This window comes from Actinomadura sp. SCN-SB, from assembly GCF_043906805.1.
In the GTDB taxonomy this organism is placed as follows: domain Bacteria; phylum Actinomycetota; class Actinomycetes; order Streptosporangiales; family Streptosporangiaceae; genus Spirillospora.
Map to the genome: position 1 here is coordinate 1 of NZ_JBIMPP010000020.1, position 14,934 is coordinate 14,934.

Below are 14,934 nucleotides of genomic sequence, written 5' to 3' on the forward strand. Positions count from 1 at the left end.
ATGGCGACGATCGTCTTGGAGGTCTGCATGCCGGCCCGGTGCTGGATCGCGCCGGAGATCCCGACCGCGATGTAGAGCTGCGGCGACACGGTCTTGCCCGTCTGGCCCACCTGGAACTGGTGCGGGTACCAGCCGGCGTCGGTCGCGGCGCGGGACGCGCCGACCGCGCCGCCGAGCGAGTCGGCCAGGGCCTCGATGATGGAGAAGTTCTCCGCGCCCCCGACCCCGCGGCCGCCGGAGACCACGATCGCGGCCTCGGTCAGGTCCGGGCGCTCGCCCTTCTCCTGCACGACCCGCTCCACGATCTTCGCGGCCCGGTCGGCGTCCGACAGCGCGACCGAGACCTGCTCCTCCGCGGGCGTCACCGGGTTGGCCTCGGGCGCCACCGAGTTCGGCCGCACCGCGATGATCGGCGTGCCGGTCGTCACCTTGGCGTGCGCGATGACGCCGCCGCCGAAGATGGAGTGCTCGGCGACGAAGCCCTCGGCGACGTCCACGACGTCGGTGAGCACGCCCGAGCCGGTCTTGACCGCGAGCCGCCCCGCGACCTCCTTGCCCTCCGGGGTGGCCGGCACGAGCACCGCGGCGGGGGACTTCTCGTTCACCAGCTTCGCCAGCAGCGTCGCCTTGGGCGCGACGACGTAGGAGGTCAGCTCCTCGTCCGCGGCCACGTACACCTTGGCGGCGCCGTGCTCGGCCAGCCTGTCCTTGGCGCCCTCGTAGCCGGGACCGACCCACACCGCCGCCGGCTCGCCCAGCCGGCCGGCCAGCGTCAGCAGCTCGAGGGTGACCTTCTTGACCTCACCGTCGACCTGGTCGACGAGCACGAGGATCTCAGCCATTGTCCGTGCTTCCCTTCCCCGCTCAGACGAACTTCTTCGACGCGAGGAACTCGGCGATCTTCACGCCGCCGTCGCCCTCGTCGGTGACGATCTGCCCCTGCTCGCGCGGCGGCGCCTCGGCGAAGTCGACCACCGCGGTCGCGGCCGCCGCCAGGCCGACCTGACCCGCGTCGATCCCCGCGTCGGCGACCGACAGCGTCTCGACCGGCTTCTTCTTGGCCGCCATGATCCCCTTGAAGGACGGGTAGCGCGGCTCGTTGATCTTCTCCACGACGCTGACCACCGCGGGCAGGCTCGCCTCGACGCGGTCGAAGCCGTAGTCGGTCTGCCGCTGGATCGTGACGGCGGTGCCGTCGATCTCGACCTTGTTGGCCAGCGACAACTGCGCGACGCCCAGCCGCTCGGCCAGCATCGCGGCCAGCACGCCGGTGCGCGCGTCGGTGGACTCCGAGCCCAGGATCACCAGGTCGAACCCGGTGCGGCCGAGCACCTGCTGGATGGCGTACGAGGTCTGCAGCGCGTCGGAGCCGCTCAGGGCGTCGTCGACGAGATGGACGGCCTTGTCGGCGCCCATCGCCAGTGCCTTGCGGATCGAGTCGGTCGCCTTGTCGGGGCCCATCGTGACGACGGTGACCTCGCCGCCGTGGGCCTCCTTGACGCGCAGCGCCTCCTCGATGGCGTACTCGTCGAGCTCGTTGATGACACCGTCCGCGGCGGCACGGTCGAGCGTGCTGTCGTCGGACTTGAGCCTGCGCGGGCTCTCGGTGTCGGGAACCTGCTTCACCAGGACGACGATGTTCATGGCCGGTGGCCGACCTCCCTGCACTCTTCGGGCCGCTTGGGGGAGCGGCGGAGGGGCGCCGCCCCGGGCGGGCCGACGCGGTACTGAGACGCGGTACTCAAGGCACCTTGGCCTCCACAGCCTGCCAAACACCCGCTCCCGCCGCCGTGACCGGGTCCCTGTTTCGGCCGTGCGGGCCAAATGTTACCCGGCGGTAGCCACCGGTCCAAACCACGCCCGGGGCACGAGCGGACCGGCGGGGGCGCGGTTCAGAAGCTCACGTACGGGATGAGGTCCCCGCCGAGCAGGTCGCGGATGTCGGACCGCAGCTCCTCCAGGTCCTGGCCCGCGCCGTCCAAGGGGGTGGTGTCGGGCGGCTGCTGCTGCGACAGCGCGACCAGCACCGCCGCGAAGATCCCGAGGACCAGGGCGGCGCCCGCCGCCGCGCCCCCGTTCGGCAGGACCGCCCCCCACACCCTGGCGAGCTGGCGGCGCGGCGCGCCACTGCCGGGCGCCAGGCACAGCAGCACGATCACCGCCATCGCCGAGTACGCGATCGCCCGCGAGGCCGACATGCCGGGGTCGGCGGCCATCAGCACCCCGAGCAGGACCAGCCCGGCCAGGCTCGCCAGCGACGCCAGCAGCAGCGTCATGAAGAACGCGCCGGGCAGGTGCAGCGGCGCCTTGAACGCCGCCGCCATCGCGTCCCCCGAACGCGGGCCGCGCCGGGTGCGCTTGCTCTCCATGCCCTTCGCGGCCTTGTCGCCCATCCGCAGCACCAGCGTGCCGATCACGGTGACGGCCACGGCCAGCAGCGGCGCTATGTTCGCGAAGCCCAGCAGCGCCACCAGGACGATGAACCCGAGCACGCGGAACCAGCCGTAGGGCTTGGAACTCGCCGCGTCACCGGGACGCTCACCCGGACGCTCGGCCGGGCGGTACTGGTCGGCGGGACGCGGCTGCGTTCCGCGCCCGTACGGGTCGTACGGCGCGGGTGCGGGCGCCGGTGCGGGCGCGGGCGCGGGGGGCGCCTGCTGCGGTGGCTGGTGCGGCTGCTGGTACGGGGCGTAGGCGCCTTGCTGCTGGTCGTACCAGCCCGTCCCGCTCTGGTACGGGCCGGGAGCCGGGGGCGGCACGGGAGGCGGCGCCGCCGGGGGCAGCAGGCCCTTGAAGTCCTTGGGCTGGGACGGCGCGGGCGCGGGGACGGGCGCGGGCGGCGGCGGGACGGGCGCCTCGGCCGCCGCGGCCGCCGGGTCGAGCCTGGTGCCGGAGGGATCGTCGTCGCGCGTCGGCACGTCCTGCGAGGACGACGGCGGCAGCGACAACGTCCGCGGAGGGTCCTGCGGTCGCGGCTCCGGCTGGGGCGTGAGCTGCGGGGACGTGCGGTCGGGCACCGTGAAGTGGTCGTCCACCCGGGTCGAGTCGGTGAGCGTCGCCTCGAAGTGGATCCTCCTGGTGAGCTGCACCAGGTTGACCGCGGTGGGCCGCTCGGCCGGGTTGCGGGCCATCGCCGAGCGCAGCACCGGCATCAGCGCCTCGGGCACCCCGTCCAGGTCCGGCGTGCCCGACATGATCTTGTAGAAGATGGACTCGAAGGTCCCCGACCCGAACGGCGGCCTGCCGGTGGCGGCGTAGGCGACCGTCCCCGCCCAGGCGTGCACGTCCGACGGCGCGCCCGCGTCCTCCCCGTCGATGATCTCCGGCGCCAGATAGCCGGGGGTGCCGATCACCATCCCGGTCGCGGTCAGCCGGGTCGCGTCCACGCCCTGCGCGATGCCGAAGTCGATGACGACCGGCTCGGTGTCCACCAGCATCACGTTGCCGGGCTTGAGGTCGCGGTGCACGATCCCGGCGCCGTGGATGGCCGACAGCGCCGAGGCCAGCCCCACCGCCAGCCGCTGCAGCGCGGACCCGTACATCGGGCCGCCCTCCTCGACGACCTCCTCCAGGGTGCGGCCCGGCACGTACTGCGTCACGATGTAGGGCCGGTCGGCGGTGACGTCGGCGTCGAGGATCTCGGCGACGTGCGGGCTGTGCACCCGGCGCATCGAGTCGACCTCGCGGGCGAGCCGGCGGCGCGCCGTGGCGTCGCCCGCGACGGCGGGCCGCAGCACCTTGATGGCCACCTTGCGGTCCTCGGGGTCGGCGCCGAGGTACACGACGCCCATCCCGCCCTCCCCAAGGGTCTCCAGGACGCGGTAGTGGCCTATACGGTCCTCGGACGTGACGGCTCCCTTCATCGTTTACGAAACCCTATCTTCGCCGGTACTGGTCACGCCGCCATCACTCCCCCGGATGACGTCGCCTCGCCCTCGGACCCTCCGCCCGGACGACCGCCCGGATCGCCGTCGGCCAGCGCGCCCGCGAACCAGCGGGCCGTGGGACGCCGGGACGGTTCGCGCCGCAACCCCAGCGGAAGCAGCGAGGCCAGCGGCTCGCCGATCCCGGCCAGGTCGGCGTCCCCACGCAGAATACGGAAGCAGACGCCGTGCAGGGAGCCCGTCCCGAACGGGGAGCGCCCGGTCGCGGCGTAGGCGATGGTGGCCGCCCACGAGAACACGTCGGAGGCGGGGGTGGCCTGCTCCCCCTCGATCAGCTCGGGGGCCAGGTAGGCCGGAGTGCCCGCCACGATGCCCGGCCGGGTGACCTGCTCGACCCCGGCCTCGTGCGCGATCCCGAAGTCGATCAGCGTCGGCCGGTCGCCGAGCACGATCACGTTCTTGGGGGCCACGTCGCGGTGCAGGACGCCCGCGTCGTGCACCGCCGCCAGCCCGAGCACCAGCCGCCGCGCCAGCCTGGACAGCCGGTCGCCCGTGTACGGGCCGTACTGCTCCACCAGCCCGCCCAGCGGCTGGCCCACCACGTACTCCATCACCACGTACGGGCGGGAGGCGTTCACCTCGCCGTCGAGGAGGCGCGCGACGTAGGGGCTGCGCACCCGGGACTGCACCGCCATCTCCCGGGCCAGCCTGCGCCGCCCGTCCGGATCGGCCTCGAACTGCGGAAGCAGCTCCTTGACGGCGACCTCACGTCCGGTGGGGTCCATCCCCAGGTGGACGACGGAGGTGGTGCCGCGGCCGATCTCGTCCAGCAGCCGATACCCGCCCAGGCGCCGATGGGTCCCCATACCACCTTTGACGCCGCCAAGGGGATTCGCGTTCTGGTCAGATCCCGGTGATATCGATCACCGGGAGCCGGCGGCCTGGTGCCACATCCGGCTCGCCGCCGCCCTGAGCAGCGGCCTGGGCAGCATCCGCAACGCCGGGAACGCCGCCTTGTACTGGGCGCCCGGCACGCACAGCGCGCGCCCGGCGGACACCGCGTCCAGCCCCGCCCGCGCGACGTCGGCGCGGCGCAGCCACATCAGGCCCGCCTCCGACTCCTCGTCGGTACGGGTGAAGCCGGGGCACAACGCCGTCACATGCACGCCCTTGCCCGCCACCTCGGCGTGCACGCTCTCGGAGAACGCCGCCACGTACGCCTTGGTCGCGCCGTAGGTGGCGCTGCCGGGCGAGGGGGCGAACGCGGCCATCGACGCCACGTTCAGCACGCCACCGCGTCCCCGCTCCACCATCGAGGGCAGCGCGGCGCGGGTGAGCCGCACCAGCGCGACCACGTTCAGCTCGATCTGGCGGAGCTGGTCGTCCAGCGCCGCCTCGGCGAACGCGCCGAACGCCCCGTACCCGGCGTTGTTGACCAGCAGCTCCACCGGGTCCTCGCGCAGCCGCCGCTCCACCTCGCCGCGTTCGACCGGGTCGGTGAGGTCGGCCGCGACCACCTCCACCGCGACCCCGTACCGCTCCACCAGCTCCCTGGCCAGCTCGTCCAGCCGGTCGGCCCGCCGGGCCACGATCACCAGGTCGGCGCCGCGGCCGGCCAGCGCCCGCGCGAAGCTCTCCCCGATGCCGCTGGAGGCGCCGGTGACCAGCGCGGTGCGGTACGCCTGTCGCATGGCGCGAGATGTTAGCGATTTCAACCACTCACCGGGGCAACGCCGTACGAATCACAGTGATCCGGTCGCGACCGGCGCGATCCCCGTGGTGGCGGTCTCCGGCGGGGTCAGCGGCCCGCGAACCTGGCCTTGCCCGGCCCTTCCTCGATGAAGCTGCGCATGCCGTTCTTCTGGTCCTCGGTGGAGAACAGGGCGGCGAACTGGGTGCGCTCGATCTCCAGGGCGGTGCCCAGATCGACCTCCCAGCCCGCGTCGATGGCCTGCTTGGCGGCGCGCAGCGCGATCGCGGGGCCGCCGACGAACCGGGCCGCCCACTCCCTCGCGGCGGCGTAGACCTCGGCGTCCGGCACCACCTTGTCGACCAGGCCGATCTCCAGGGCCTCGGACGCGGGCACGTGCCGTCCCGAGAAGACCAGGTCCTTCGCGCGGGCCGGGCCGATCAGCCGGGAGAGCCGCTGGGTGCCGCCCGCGCCCGGGATGATGCCGAGCTGGATCTCCGGCTGGCCCACCTTGGCGCCCTCGCCCGCCACCCGGAAGTCGGCGCACAGCGCGACCTCCAGGCCGCCGCCCAGCGCGTACCCGTTGACCGCGGCGATCACCGGCTTGGGGATCCCGGCCAGCGCCTTGGCGAAGTCCTGGAGCAGGCGGGAGTGCATGCCGGCCATCTCCGCGTACGACATTTCGGCCATCTCCTTGATGTCCGCGCCCGCCGCGAACACCTTCTCGCCGCCGTAGAGGATGACCGCGCTGACCTGGTCGTCCTGGGTGACCTCGCGGGACGCCTCGATCAGCTCGCGCTGCATCTGCGCGTTGAGGGCGTTCATCTTCGGCCGGTCAAGCCGGATCGTCCCGATCCCGTCCGCCACCTCGACCCGTACGAACTCCACGGCGCCCTCCACAAGTCCGCTCCGTACCCCTGCAGGCGACCACCGCTACAGGCAACCACCAGAGCCTAGCCTCCCCCTGCCCGCCGGAGGCTGTCAGACCCCACTGGTAGCTTCTGGAGCGGCCGTCTCAACAGTCCGTCCGGGGGACTCCTTTCATGCTCGTCGCGCACGCCACCTGGCATTACGGGGCGTTGTGCGTGTGGGCCGAACGCACCGGCCCCTACCGCCCCGGTGACGGATCCGAGCCGCTCCCGGCCCATCCGTTCGCGACGCGGGACTTCTCCGGCACGTCGTACGAGCCCCTTGTGAGAGGTGCGGCACGGGTCGAGCTGGCGATGACGCTCCCGACCGCGGGCGGCCGGCCGTGCCCGTCCGCCGAGCTCGGGTCACGGCCCGGCATGGGCGAGCCGGAGCTGCGCGAGTGGCGCGTGCCCGCGCTGGTCCTGGAGCCGTTCCCGGCGATGGCGCTGCTCCAGGCGGCCGAGGACGCGGGCGACGTGGTGCCCGGGTCGGACCTGCGGTTCCTGTGCCTGCTGGCGGACGAGGCCGTCCACCTCGCGGAGCGCGGGCGGGTGCTGCCGGCCCTGCTGCGCGAGGACGGCGATCTGGTCGCGCGCTGGCGCCCCGTCCTCGACGACGCGGCCCGGCTGCGGGAACTGGTGCGGGCCATGCCGTCCGCGTGCCGCGCCGCCGACGGGGGACGGCCCGCCGCCGACGTGCTGCGCGAGGCCCTGTGCGGGCTGGTCGACACGGTCGTGCGCGGCACCGTCCCGCACCCGCTGCTGCCGCCCAGGCGCGGCCGGGTCCCCGACCTGCTGCCGCTCGCCGAGCGCTGGGTGGAGGCCCTCACCGGCCCGTCCCCGGCGGTGGCGCGCGAGCCGGGCGACGATCCCGACGACCTGATCGCCGAGCTGGACGCCTGGGCCGCCGCCGCGCGCCGCCCCGGCGGCCCGCTGCGCGTCTGCTTCCGGCTGGCCGAGCCGGAGCCGGAGGAGGACGCCGAGACCTGGCGGGTCGAGTTCGCCCTCCAGGGCACCGAGGATCCGAGCCTGTACGTGCCGGCCGCGATGATGTGGGCCGGGGAGGCCGCCTCGGTCGCCGACGCCGAGGAGACCCTGCTCGCCGGGCTGGGCCGCGCGCTGCGCCTCTTCCCCGACCTCGGGCCGGCGCTGGACACACCGACCCCGTCCGAGCTGCGTCTCGACACCGCGGGCGCGTTCCGGTTCCTGCGGCAGGCGGCGCCGCTGCTGTCGGCCGCCGGGTTCGGCGTCCTGCTCCCCCAGTGGGCGGGCAAGGCCAGGCTCGGCATGAAGCTCACCACCCGCTCCCAGGACGGCGAGGGCTCCGGCGCCGCCGTCTCGTCGGGCTTCGACCTGAAGGGCATGGTCGACTTCCGCTGGGACCTGGCGATCGGCGACGACACCGTCGACGAGGCCGAACTGGAGGAGCTGGCCCGTCTCAAGACCCCGCTCGTGCGGCTGCGCGGCCGGTGGGTCGAGCTGGACGAGCGGCAGCTCCAGGCCGCGCTCGACTTCCTGCGCCGCCCGCGCCACGGCGCCATGACCGCCGCCGAGGCGATGCGCGCGGTGATCCACGCGGGCGACGAGGACCTTCCCCTCACCGAGGTGGACGCCGACGGCACCTTCGGGGACCTGCTCAGCGGCGAGTCCGACCGCCGCCTCGTCCCGATCCCGACCCCCTCGGGGGTGGAGGCGCGGCTGCGCCCGTACCAGGAGCGCGGCCTGGCCTGGCTGGCGTTCATGGACGGGCTCGGGCTGGGCGCGCTGCTGGCCGACGACATGGGGCTGGGCAAGACGCTCTCGGTCCTGTCGCTGCTCGTCCACGAGCGGCGGGACGGCGGCGAGCCCGGCCCGACGCTGGCGATCGTCCCGATGTCGCTCGTCGGGAACTGGCAGCGGGAGGCGGCGCGGTTCACGCCCAAGCTGCGCGTGTACGTCCACCACGGCACGGGCCGGCACCGCGACGACCGGCTGGTGGAGGCCGCCGGACGGGCCGACCTGGTCCTCACCACGTACGGGACGGCGGCGCGGGACGCCGAGTCCCTGGCCCGCGTCGGCTGGCGCCGGGTGGTGTGCGACGAGGCGCAGGCGCTCAAGAACAGCGGGACGCGGCAGGCCCGCGCCGTGCGGAGCATCCCGGCGCGGACGCGGATCGCGCTGACCGGGACGCCGGTGGAGAACCATCTCACCGAGCTGTGGTCGATCATGGAGTTCGCCAATCCGGGCCTGCTGGGGCCGCGGCGGGCGTTCCGCGAGCGGTTCGCCGTGCCGATCGAGCGGGAGGGCGACGAGCGGGCGGCGATGGCGCTGCGCCGGGCGACCGGGCCGTTCGTCCTGCGCCGCCTCAAGACCGATAGGTCGATCATCTCGGATCTGCCGGAGAAGCAGGAGATCAAGGTCTACTGCAACCTCACCACCGAGCAGGCGTCGCTCTACCAGGCGACGCTGGACGACATGCTCGCCCAGATCGCCGAGAGCGACGAGGGGCAGCGGCGCGGGCTGGTGCTGGCGACCATGGCCAAGCTCAAGCAGGTCTGCAACCACCCCGCCCACCTGCTGAAGGACGGGTCCCGGCTGCCCGGCCGCTCCGGCAAGCTGGAGCGGCTGGAGGAGATCTGCGCGGAGATCCTGGAGCAGGGCGAGAAGGCCCTGGTGTTCACGCAGTACGCGGAGTTCGGGACGATGCTGCGGCCCTACCTGGAGGCCCGGCTCGAACGCCCGGTGCTGTGGCTGCACGGCGGCACGTCGAGGGCCGAACGGGACGAGCTGGTGCGGCGCTTCCAGGAGGACGCCGAGCCGTCGATCTTCCTGCTGTCGCTGAAGGCGGCGGGCACCGGGCTGACGCTCACGGCCGCCAACCACGTGGTGCACGTCGACCGCTGGTGGAACCCCGCGGTCGAGGACCAGGCGACCGACCGCGCGTTCCGCATCGGGCAGACCCGCAACGTCCAGGTCCGCAAGTTCATCTGCGTCGGCACCATGGAGGAGCGGGTGGACGAGATGATCGAGCGCAAGAAGGCCCTCGCGGAGTCGATCGTCGGCACCGGCGAGGAGTGGCTCACCGAGCTGTCGGTCGCGGAACTGCGCGACGTGCTGCGGCTGTCGCCGGAGGCGGTGAGCCGATGACCCCGGGCGGATCCGGACGGCCGTCCCGCCGGGAGGCGCGCTGATGGACGGCTCCCTGTGGAGGCCGCCGATCGAGGCGGACGGCATCAAGGCGCGGACGCGGCGCGGCCCGATCGGCGCGCAATGGTGGTCGCGGCGGTTCATCGACCTGGTCGAGTCGTTCGCGGACGCGGGACGGATGGCGCGGGGACGCGCCTACGCCCGCAAGGGCCAGGTGATCGATCTGCGCGTCGAGCGGTACGAGGTGTCCGCCCGCGTGCAGGGCTCGGTCGAGGAGCCCTACGAGGTGACGCTGAACATCGAGGCGATCCCCGAGTCGGGGTGGCGCAGGGCCGAGGAGGAGCTGGCCTCGCGGGCGGTGTTCCGTGCCCGGCTGCTGGCGGGCGAGATGCCCCCGGAGATCGAGTGGGTGTTCGCCGAGCTGGGCCTGACGCTGTTCCCCGGCTCCGCGGAAGACCTCCACATGATGTGCAGCTGCCCCGACTGGGGCGACCCGTGCAAGCACGCCGCGGCCGTCCTGTACCTGCTGGCGGAGGCGTTCGACGACGACCCCTTCCTGATCCTGGCGTGGAACGGCCGCACCAAGGAACGGCTGCTGGCCGCGTTGCGGCGCAAGCCCGGCGCGGCGCCCGACCCGCTGGAGATGGAGCCCGAGCCGCTGACGGCCGCCGGTTTCTGGACGCCTCCGTCCGGCCTGGCGGGCCTGCGGAGCCGGCGTCCCGCCCCGCCCGTGCCGCCCGGCTTCGTCCTGCGCGTGGCCGCGCCTCCCCCGATCAAGGTGCGCCGCAGGCCGCTCGCGGACGTCCTCGCCCCCGCCTACGAGGCCCTCGCCGCCGAGCACCGTCCCGATCCGGAGGGCTGATCGGCGCGCGCTCGCCAGGGCCCGGCACCCTGTCATGATCCTGCGATCGCTCATCATGATGTTGCGATGGAATGTAGTACTTCTGCTATCTTCTACAGCAGTTGTACTCCAGAGAGGGGCGACGGCGGTGTCTACGGACAAGGAACTCGTCCACAACCGGATCGCCGTGCTGCGGGCCGAGCGGGGCGTGTCGCGGCGCCAGCTGGCCACCGCGCTCGGCGTCCACTACCAGACGGTGGGTTACCTGGAGCGCGGCGAGTACAGCCCGAGCCTGCACCTGGCGCTGCGGATCGCCGCCTACTTCGAGGTGCCGGTCGAGGTCGTCTTCTCGCTGACGCCCTTCCCTCGCCTCGGCGCGCCCGCGGAACGGGCGTGACATGGCGGCGGAGCACGGAGAGGAGCACGGAATGGAACCTCGCAACAAGCGCGAGGAGAGGCTGCTGAAGGCGTACGCGCAGGAGCCGCCCGCCCGCTACGCCGGCCGCGCCGGGCGGCGCCGCCTGGTGGCCGCGGGCGCCGGGCTGGTGGGGCTGCTGTGGGTGAACACGGCGGTGTCGTGGGTCCTGGCGCCCAGCACCGCCGCGATGGTCACCTGTTTCGTGATCCTCGCGATCCTGGGCACGGCCGGGGCCTGGGTCTGGTACGCGCTGGCGCTGAGCACCCGCGGCACGATCGGCCTGCCGGAACACCTGCTGGACGAACGGCAGGCCAAGGAGCGGCTGCGCGCCCACGCCGTGGCCCACAAGCTGACGCTGCTGCTGCTGTTCGTCGCCTACTTCGCCGTCACGCCGGCACTGCCGGCAGGCTCGCGGGAGGACGTCACGGATCTGGGCAGCGCCGCCCTGACGCTGCTGTTCTTCGCGCTCCTGGTCACGGTGTGGGCACTGCCGCTGCTGGCCGCCGCCTGGAGGCTGCCGGACCCGCCGCCCGCCGACGATGACGAGTACGGCGAGGACAGGGACGAGGAGCGGCCGGCCCGGGTGTAGCGCTCAGCGCAGGTCGCCGTTCGTCATGCCCACCGGGGCCGGGGGCACGGCCACCAGGCCCATTTCGGCGCGGCCCGGCAGCAGCGGGTGGCGGGGCAGGACGCGGACGCTGTAGCCGAACGCGCCACTGCGGTCCAGCGGAACCTCCCCCACGTAGCGGCGCCCGCCCCCGTCGACCGGCTCGCCGCCGGTGAGCTCCAGATAGGACGGTTCGATCAGGGAGTCGGACTCGTCCACCCGTCCGTACACCGCCTCCACCGTGACGTCCGACGGGTCGAGGTCGCCCAGCTCGACCACCACCCGCACCGACAGCCGGGCGCCGACGTGCGGGCTCTCGTCGCCGGCGGTCTCCACATGCTCGACCGCCACCGCGGGCCACGCCTTGGCGACCTTCTGCTTCCAGGCGGCCAGGGAGCGGGCGCCCTCGTACCCGCCGGCGGACATGGCCCGGGCGGACGCCGCGGCCGGCAGGTAGTACTTCTCCACGTAGTCGCGCAGCATCCGGGTGGCCAGCACCTTGGGGCCGAGAGTGGCGATGGTGTGCTCGACCATCTCCAGCCAACGGCGTGGCAACCCCGCCGAGTCGCGGTCGTAGAAGGTGACCGCGACATGGTCCTGGATCAGGTCGTACAGGGCGGCGGCCTCCAGCGCGTCCCTGCGGTCCGGGGCGGCCAGGCCGTCGGCCGACGGGATCGCCCAGCCGTTCTGCCCGTCGTACCACTCGTCCCACCAGCCGTCCCGGATGGACAGGTTGAGCGCGCCGTTCAGCGCGGCCTTCATGCCGGACGTGCCGGACGCCTCCAGGGGCCGCAGCGGGTTGTTCAGCCAGACGTCGCAGCCCTGCACCAGGACGCGGGCGAGGTCGATGTCGTAGTCGGGCAGGAACACGATGCGGTGCCGCACGTCCTCGCCGTCGGAGAACCGGACGATCTCCTGGATGAGCCGCTTGCCGCCCTCGTCCGCCGGGTGCGCCTTGCCCGCGATCACGATCTGCACGGGGCGCTCGGGGTCGAGCAGCAGCGCCCGCAGCCGGTCGGGGTCGCGCAGCATCAGCGTGAGCCGCTTGTAGGACGGGACGCGCCGGGCGAACCCGATCGTCAGCACGTCCGGGTCGAGGACGTCGTCGATCCAGGCCACCTCCGCCTCGCTCGCGCCGCGCGCCCGCCACGACTCACGCAGGCGCCGCCGCGTGTCGTGGACGAGCCGTTCCCGCAGCACGCGGCGGACCCGCCACACGTCGCCCGGCGGCACGGCGCGCACCGCGTCCCAGCCGCGGCCGGTCTCGACGACGGACGGCACCTCCCGGGCGGCCAGGTCGAACATCTCGCGCGCCACCCAGGTGCCCGCGTGCACGCCGTTGGTGATGGAGCCGATCGGCACCTCCCAGGTGTCGAAGCCGCCCCAGAGCCCGCCGAACATCTCCCGGCTGACCCGCCCGTGCAGCTCGCTGACGCCGTTCACCCGCTGCGCGAGCCGCATCCCCATGACGGCCATGTTGAACATGGTCCGGTCGCCGCCCGGGTAGGTCTCGGCGCCCAGCTCCAGGATCCGCTCGACCGGCACGTCCGAGCCGCCGGCCCCCCAGACCCCCCGGGCTCCGCCCGAAGGACCATCCGGCTCCTCGCCGGAGCCGCCGAAGTACCGCTGGATCAGCTCGCGCGGGAACCGGTCGATGCCGGCGGGGACGGGCGTGTGGGTGGTGAAGACCGTGCCCGCCCGCACGGCCTCCAGCGCCTCGTCGAAGGTCAGCCCGTGCTCCGACACCAGCTCGCGGATGCGCTCCAGGCCGAGGAACCCGGCGTGGCCCTCGTTGGTGTGGAACACCTCGGGCGCCGGATGGCCGGTGATCTCGCAGTACGCGCGGATGGCGCGGACACCGCCGATGCCCAGCAGCATCTCCTGGAGCAGCCGGTGGTCGCCGCCGCCCCCGTACAGCCGGTCGGTGATGTCGCGGGTGGCCTGGTCGTTCTCCTCCACGTCCGAGTCGAGCAGCAGTTGCGGGACACGGCCGACCTGGGCGAGCCACACCTGGGCGCGCAGGTCGCCGCCGCGTCCCGCGCCCGGAGGCATCCCGATGGTGATGTGGACGGGACGGCCGTCGGCGTGGCGCAGCAGCCGCAGCGGCAGCCCGTTGGGGTCGATCGCCGGGTAGTGCTCAAGCTGCCAGCCGTCCGGCGACAGCGACTGGGAGAAGTAGCCGTGCCGGTACAGCAGCCCCACGGCGATGATCGGCACGCCCATGTCGCCGGCGGTCTTGAGGTGGTCGCCGGCCAGGATGCCGAGGCCGCCGGAGTACTGCGGCAGCGCGGCGGCGATCCCGTACTCGGGCGAGAAGTAGGCGATGGACGAAGGCGGCGCGACGTCCGCGTCGCGCTCCGCCAGTCCCTGGTACCAGCGCGGCGCGGTCAGGTAGTCGTGCAGCTCCTCGGTGGCGTTCTGCAGGCGCCGCAGGAACCGCCGGTCCCGGGACAACGACGCGAGCCGTTCGGGCGAGATCTCGCCCAGCAGCCGCACCGGGTCGTGACCGACGGCCTCCCACAGCGCGGGGTCGACCGAGCGGAACAGGTCGAGGGTCTCGTGATGCCAGGACCAGCGCAGGTTGTGGATCAGTTCCTCAAGCCCGCGCAGCGGCTCCGGCAGAACGGTGCGGACGGTGAATCGTCGTATGGCCTTCACGTACCGTCACGCTAGACAACACAGGCCGCTGATCGCGAGCGGCGCGACGGTAGGGATCACCCGACCGCCGGGTCACTGTCCCCATCTCCGCCGATATCACCCGATGTGCTCCACCGCCGCGGCACCACCGCGGCCAGCGCCCCGGCGGCCACCACCAGCGCCCGGCGTCGAGCGACTGCGACAGCTCGACCACCACGAACCCGGCGGCGATCAGCGCGGGCGCGGCGACGGCCCGGCGGGTCGCCAGCACGCCGAGCAGCCCGCACGGCACCCACAGCCCGACGTTCATCACGTCCTCCATGCCGCGGGTGCCGAAGATCGCTATCGACCAGGCGATGTCGGCGACGGGGTCGCTCACGCAGGCGCCGAGCCGGGCGGCCGCCCCCGGGTCGGCGGACCTCGGCGACGTCACCGACACGACGAGCGCCACCCACACCGTGAGCGCGAGCGTCGGCCATGGCGCCCAGCCGGCGCGGCGCACCAGCGGGCGCCACGCCGCGAGCGCGAGGACCAGGCCGCCAGCACCCACAGGCCGCGCCCCCATATCGCCTCGACGGGCACGTAACCGGGCACGCCAGGAACGACGCGCCGCGTCCTCGCGGGGTTCGCGGGCCGCTGACCAGAGCCGGTCAGCAACTCCCCCGAAACCCCCCGGAAACCCACAAAACCAGGGGTGAGCGGTAGCCACCTCCCCCGTGGCGCAAAGTTCTCGCAACCTCCATGACGGTAGGCGCGCGATCCCGGGCATCACGTTTTGGAATCGACAACCGGGTAGGGGATGGCGCATGCAGGTCAGGTCCGG

Annotated in this window: 12 protein-coding genes; 4 read left to right on the plus strand and 8 right to left on the minus strand. The window is 73.4% G+C overall.

The window, feature by feature from the left end; translation table 11 throughout:
* The 6 genes from ACGWYJ_RS15475 to ACGWYJ_RS15500 form a co-directional block, all read right to left on the minus strand.
* Positions 1-842 (minus strand): electron transfer flavoprotein subunit alpha/FixB family protein (locus ACGWYJ_RS15475; RefSeq protein ID WP_395106662.1); only part of this gene is annotated, 842 nt, incomplete at its 3' end.
* Between the two features lie 22 nt (positions 843-864).
* Positions 865-1,644, minus strand: a complete 780-nt coding sequence (locus ACGWYJ_RS15480) for an electron transfer flavoprotein subunit beta/FixA family protein (protein WP_395106663.1) — start codon at positions 1,642-1,644, stop codon at positions 865-867.
* A 248-nt stretch (positions 1,645-1,892) separates the two neighbouring features.
* Positions 1,893-3,863 (minus strand): serine/threonine-protein kinase, encoded by a 1,971-nt coding sequence (locus ACGWYJ_RS15485; RefSeq protein WP_395106664.1) that lies wholly within the window; start codon positions 3,861-3,863, stop codon positions 1,893-1,895.
* A 32-nt stretch (positions 3,864-3,895) separates the two neighbouring features.
* Complete coding sequence (locus ACGWYJ_RS15490) at positions 3,896-4,750, minus strand: serine/threonine-protein kinase (protein WP_395106665.1); 855 nt, start codon at positions 4,748-4,750, stop codon at positions 3,896-3,898.
* A gap of 57 nt (positions 4,751-4,807) precedes the next feature.
* Positions 4,808-5,575, minus strand: a complete 768-nt coding sequence (locus ACGWYJ_RS15495; protein ID WP_395106666.1) for an SDR family NAD(P)-dependent oxidoreductase — start codon at positions 5,573-5,575, stop codon at positions 4,808-4,810.
* Between the two features lie 107 nt (positions 5,576-5,682).
* Complete coding sequence (locus tag ACGWYJ_RS15500) at positions 5,683-6,462, minus strand: enoyl-CoA hydratase/isomerase family protein (RefSeq protein WP_395106667.1); 780 nt, start codon at positions 6,460-6,462, stop codon at positions 5,683-5,685.
* Positions 6,463-6,617: 155 nt separating this feature from the next.
* Here ACGWYJ_RS15500 and ACGWYJ_RS15505 point away from each other — a divergent pair, with 155 nt between their 5' ends.
* From ACGWYJ_RS15505 to ACGWYJ_RS15520, 4 genes are all read left to right on the plus strand, one after another.
* Entirely contained in the window at positions 6,618-9,608 is a 2,991-nt protein-coding gene (locus ACGWYJ_RS15505; RefSeq protein ID WP_395106668.1) for an SNF2-related protein, read from the plus strand.
* Between the two features lie 43 nt (positions 9,609-9,651).
* The gene (locus ACGWYJ_RS15510) at positions 9,652-10,470 is read left to right on the plus strand and encodes an SWIM zinc finger family protein (protein WP_395106669.1); all 819 of its coding nucleotides are present in this window, start codon (positions 9,652-9,654) and stop codon (positions 10,468-10,470) included.
* 127 nt (positions 10,471-10,597) lie between these two features.
* Positions 10,598-10,846 (plus strand): helix-turn-helix transcriptional regulator, encoded by a 249-nt coding sequence (locus ACGWYJ_RS15515; protein ID WP_395106670.1) that lies wholly within the window; start codon positions 10,598-10,600, stop codon positions 10,844-10,846.
* A 31-nt stretch (positions 10,847-10,877) separates the two neighbouring features.
* The gene (locus ACGWYJ_RS15520) at positions 10,878-11,456 is read left to right on the plus strand and encodes a hypothetical protein (protein WP_395106671.1); all 579 of its coding nucleotides are present in this window, start codon (positions 10,878-10,880) and stop codon (positions 11,454-11,456) included.
* Between the two features lie 3 nt (positions 11,457-11,459).
* Here ACGWYJ_RS15520 and glgP read toward each other — a convergent pair whose 3' ends face one another.
* Both glgP and ACGWYJ_RS15530 read right to left on the minus strand, forming a co-directional pair.
* Positions 11,460-14,132: an alpha-glucan family phosphorylase gene (gene glgP / locus ACGWYJ_RS15525; RefSeq protein WP_395106672.1), complete on the minus strand. Its 2,673-nt coding sequence runs from the start codon at positions 14,130-14,132 to the stop codon at positions 11,460-11,462.
* Positions 14,071-14,661, minus strand: a complete 591-nt coding sequence (locus ACGWYJ_RS15530; RefSeq protein WP_395106673.1) for a hypothetical protein — start codon at positions 14,659-14,661, stop codon at positions 14,071-14,073. Before ACGWYJ_RS15530 ends, glgP begins: the two co-directional genes overlap by 62 nt.
* Positions 14,662-14,934: the final 273 nt, after the last annotated feature.

Coding starts and splice junctions, on each gene's coding strand:
- ACGWYJ_RS15495 (WP_395106666.1), bottom strand. CDS start 5,575: ATGCGACAGGCGTACCGCACCGCGCTGGTCACCGGCGCCTCCAGCGGC.
- ACGWYJ_RS15490 (WP_395106665.1), bottom strand. CDS start 4,750: ATGGGGACCCATCGGCGCCTGGGCGGGTATCGGCTGCTGGACGAGATC.
- ACGWYJ_RS15510 (WP_395106669.1), top strand. CDS start 9,652: ATGGACGGCTCCCTGTGGAGGCCGCCGATCGAGGCGGACGGCATCAAG.
- ACGWYJ_RS15485 (WP_395106664.1), bottom strand. CDS start 3,863: ATGAAGGGAGCCGTCACGTCCGAGGACCGTATAGGCCACTACCGCGTC.
- ACGWYJ_RS15480 (WP_395106663.1), bottom strand. CDS start 1,644: ATGAACATCGTCGTCCTGGTGAAGCAGGTTCCCGACACCGAGAGCCCG.
- ACGWYJ_RS15505 (WP_395106668.1), top strand. CDS start 6,618: ATGCTCGTCGCGCACGCCACCTGGCATTACGGGGCGTTGTGCGTGTGG.
- ACGWYJ_RS15520 (WP_395106671.1), top strand. CDS start 10,878: ATGGAACCTCGCAACAAGCGCGAGGAGAGGCTGCTGAAGGCGTACGCG.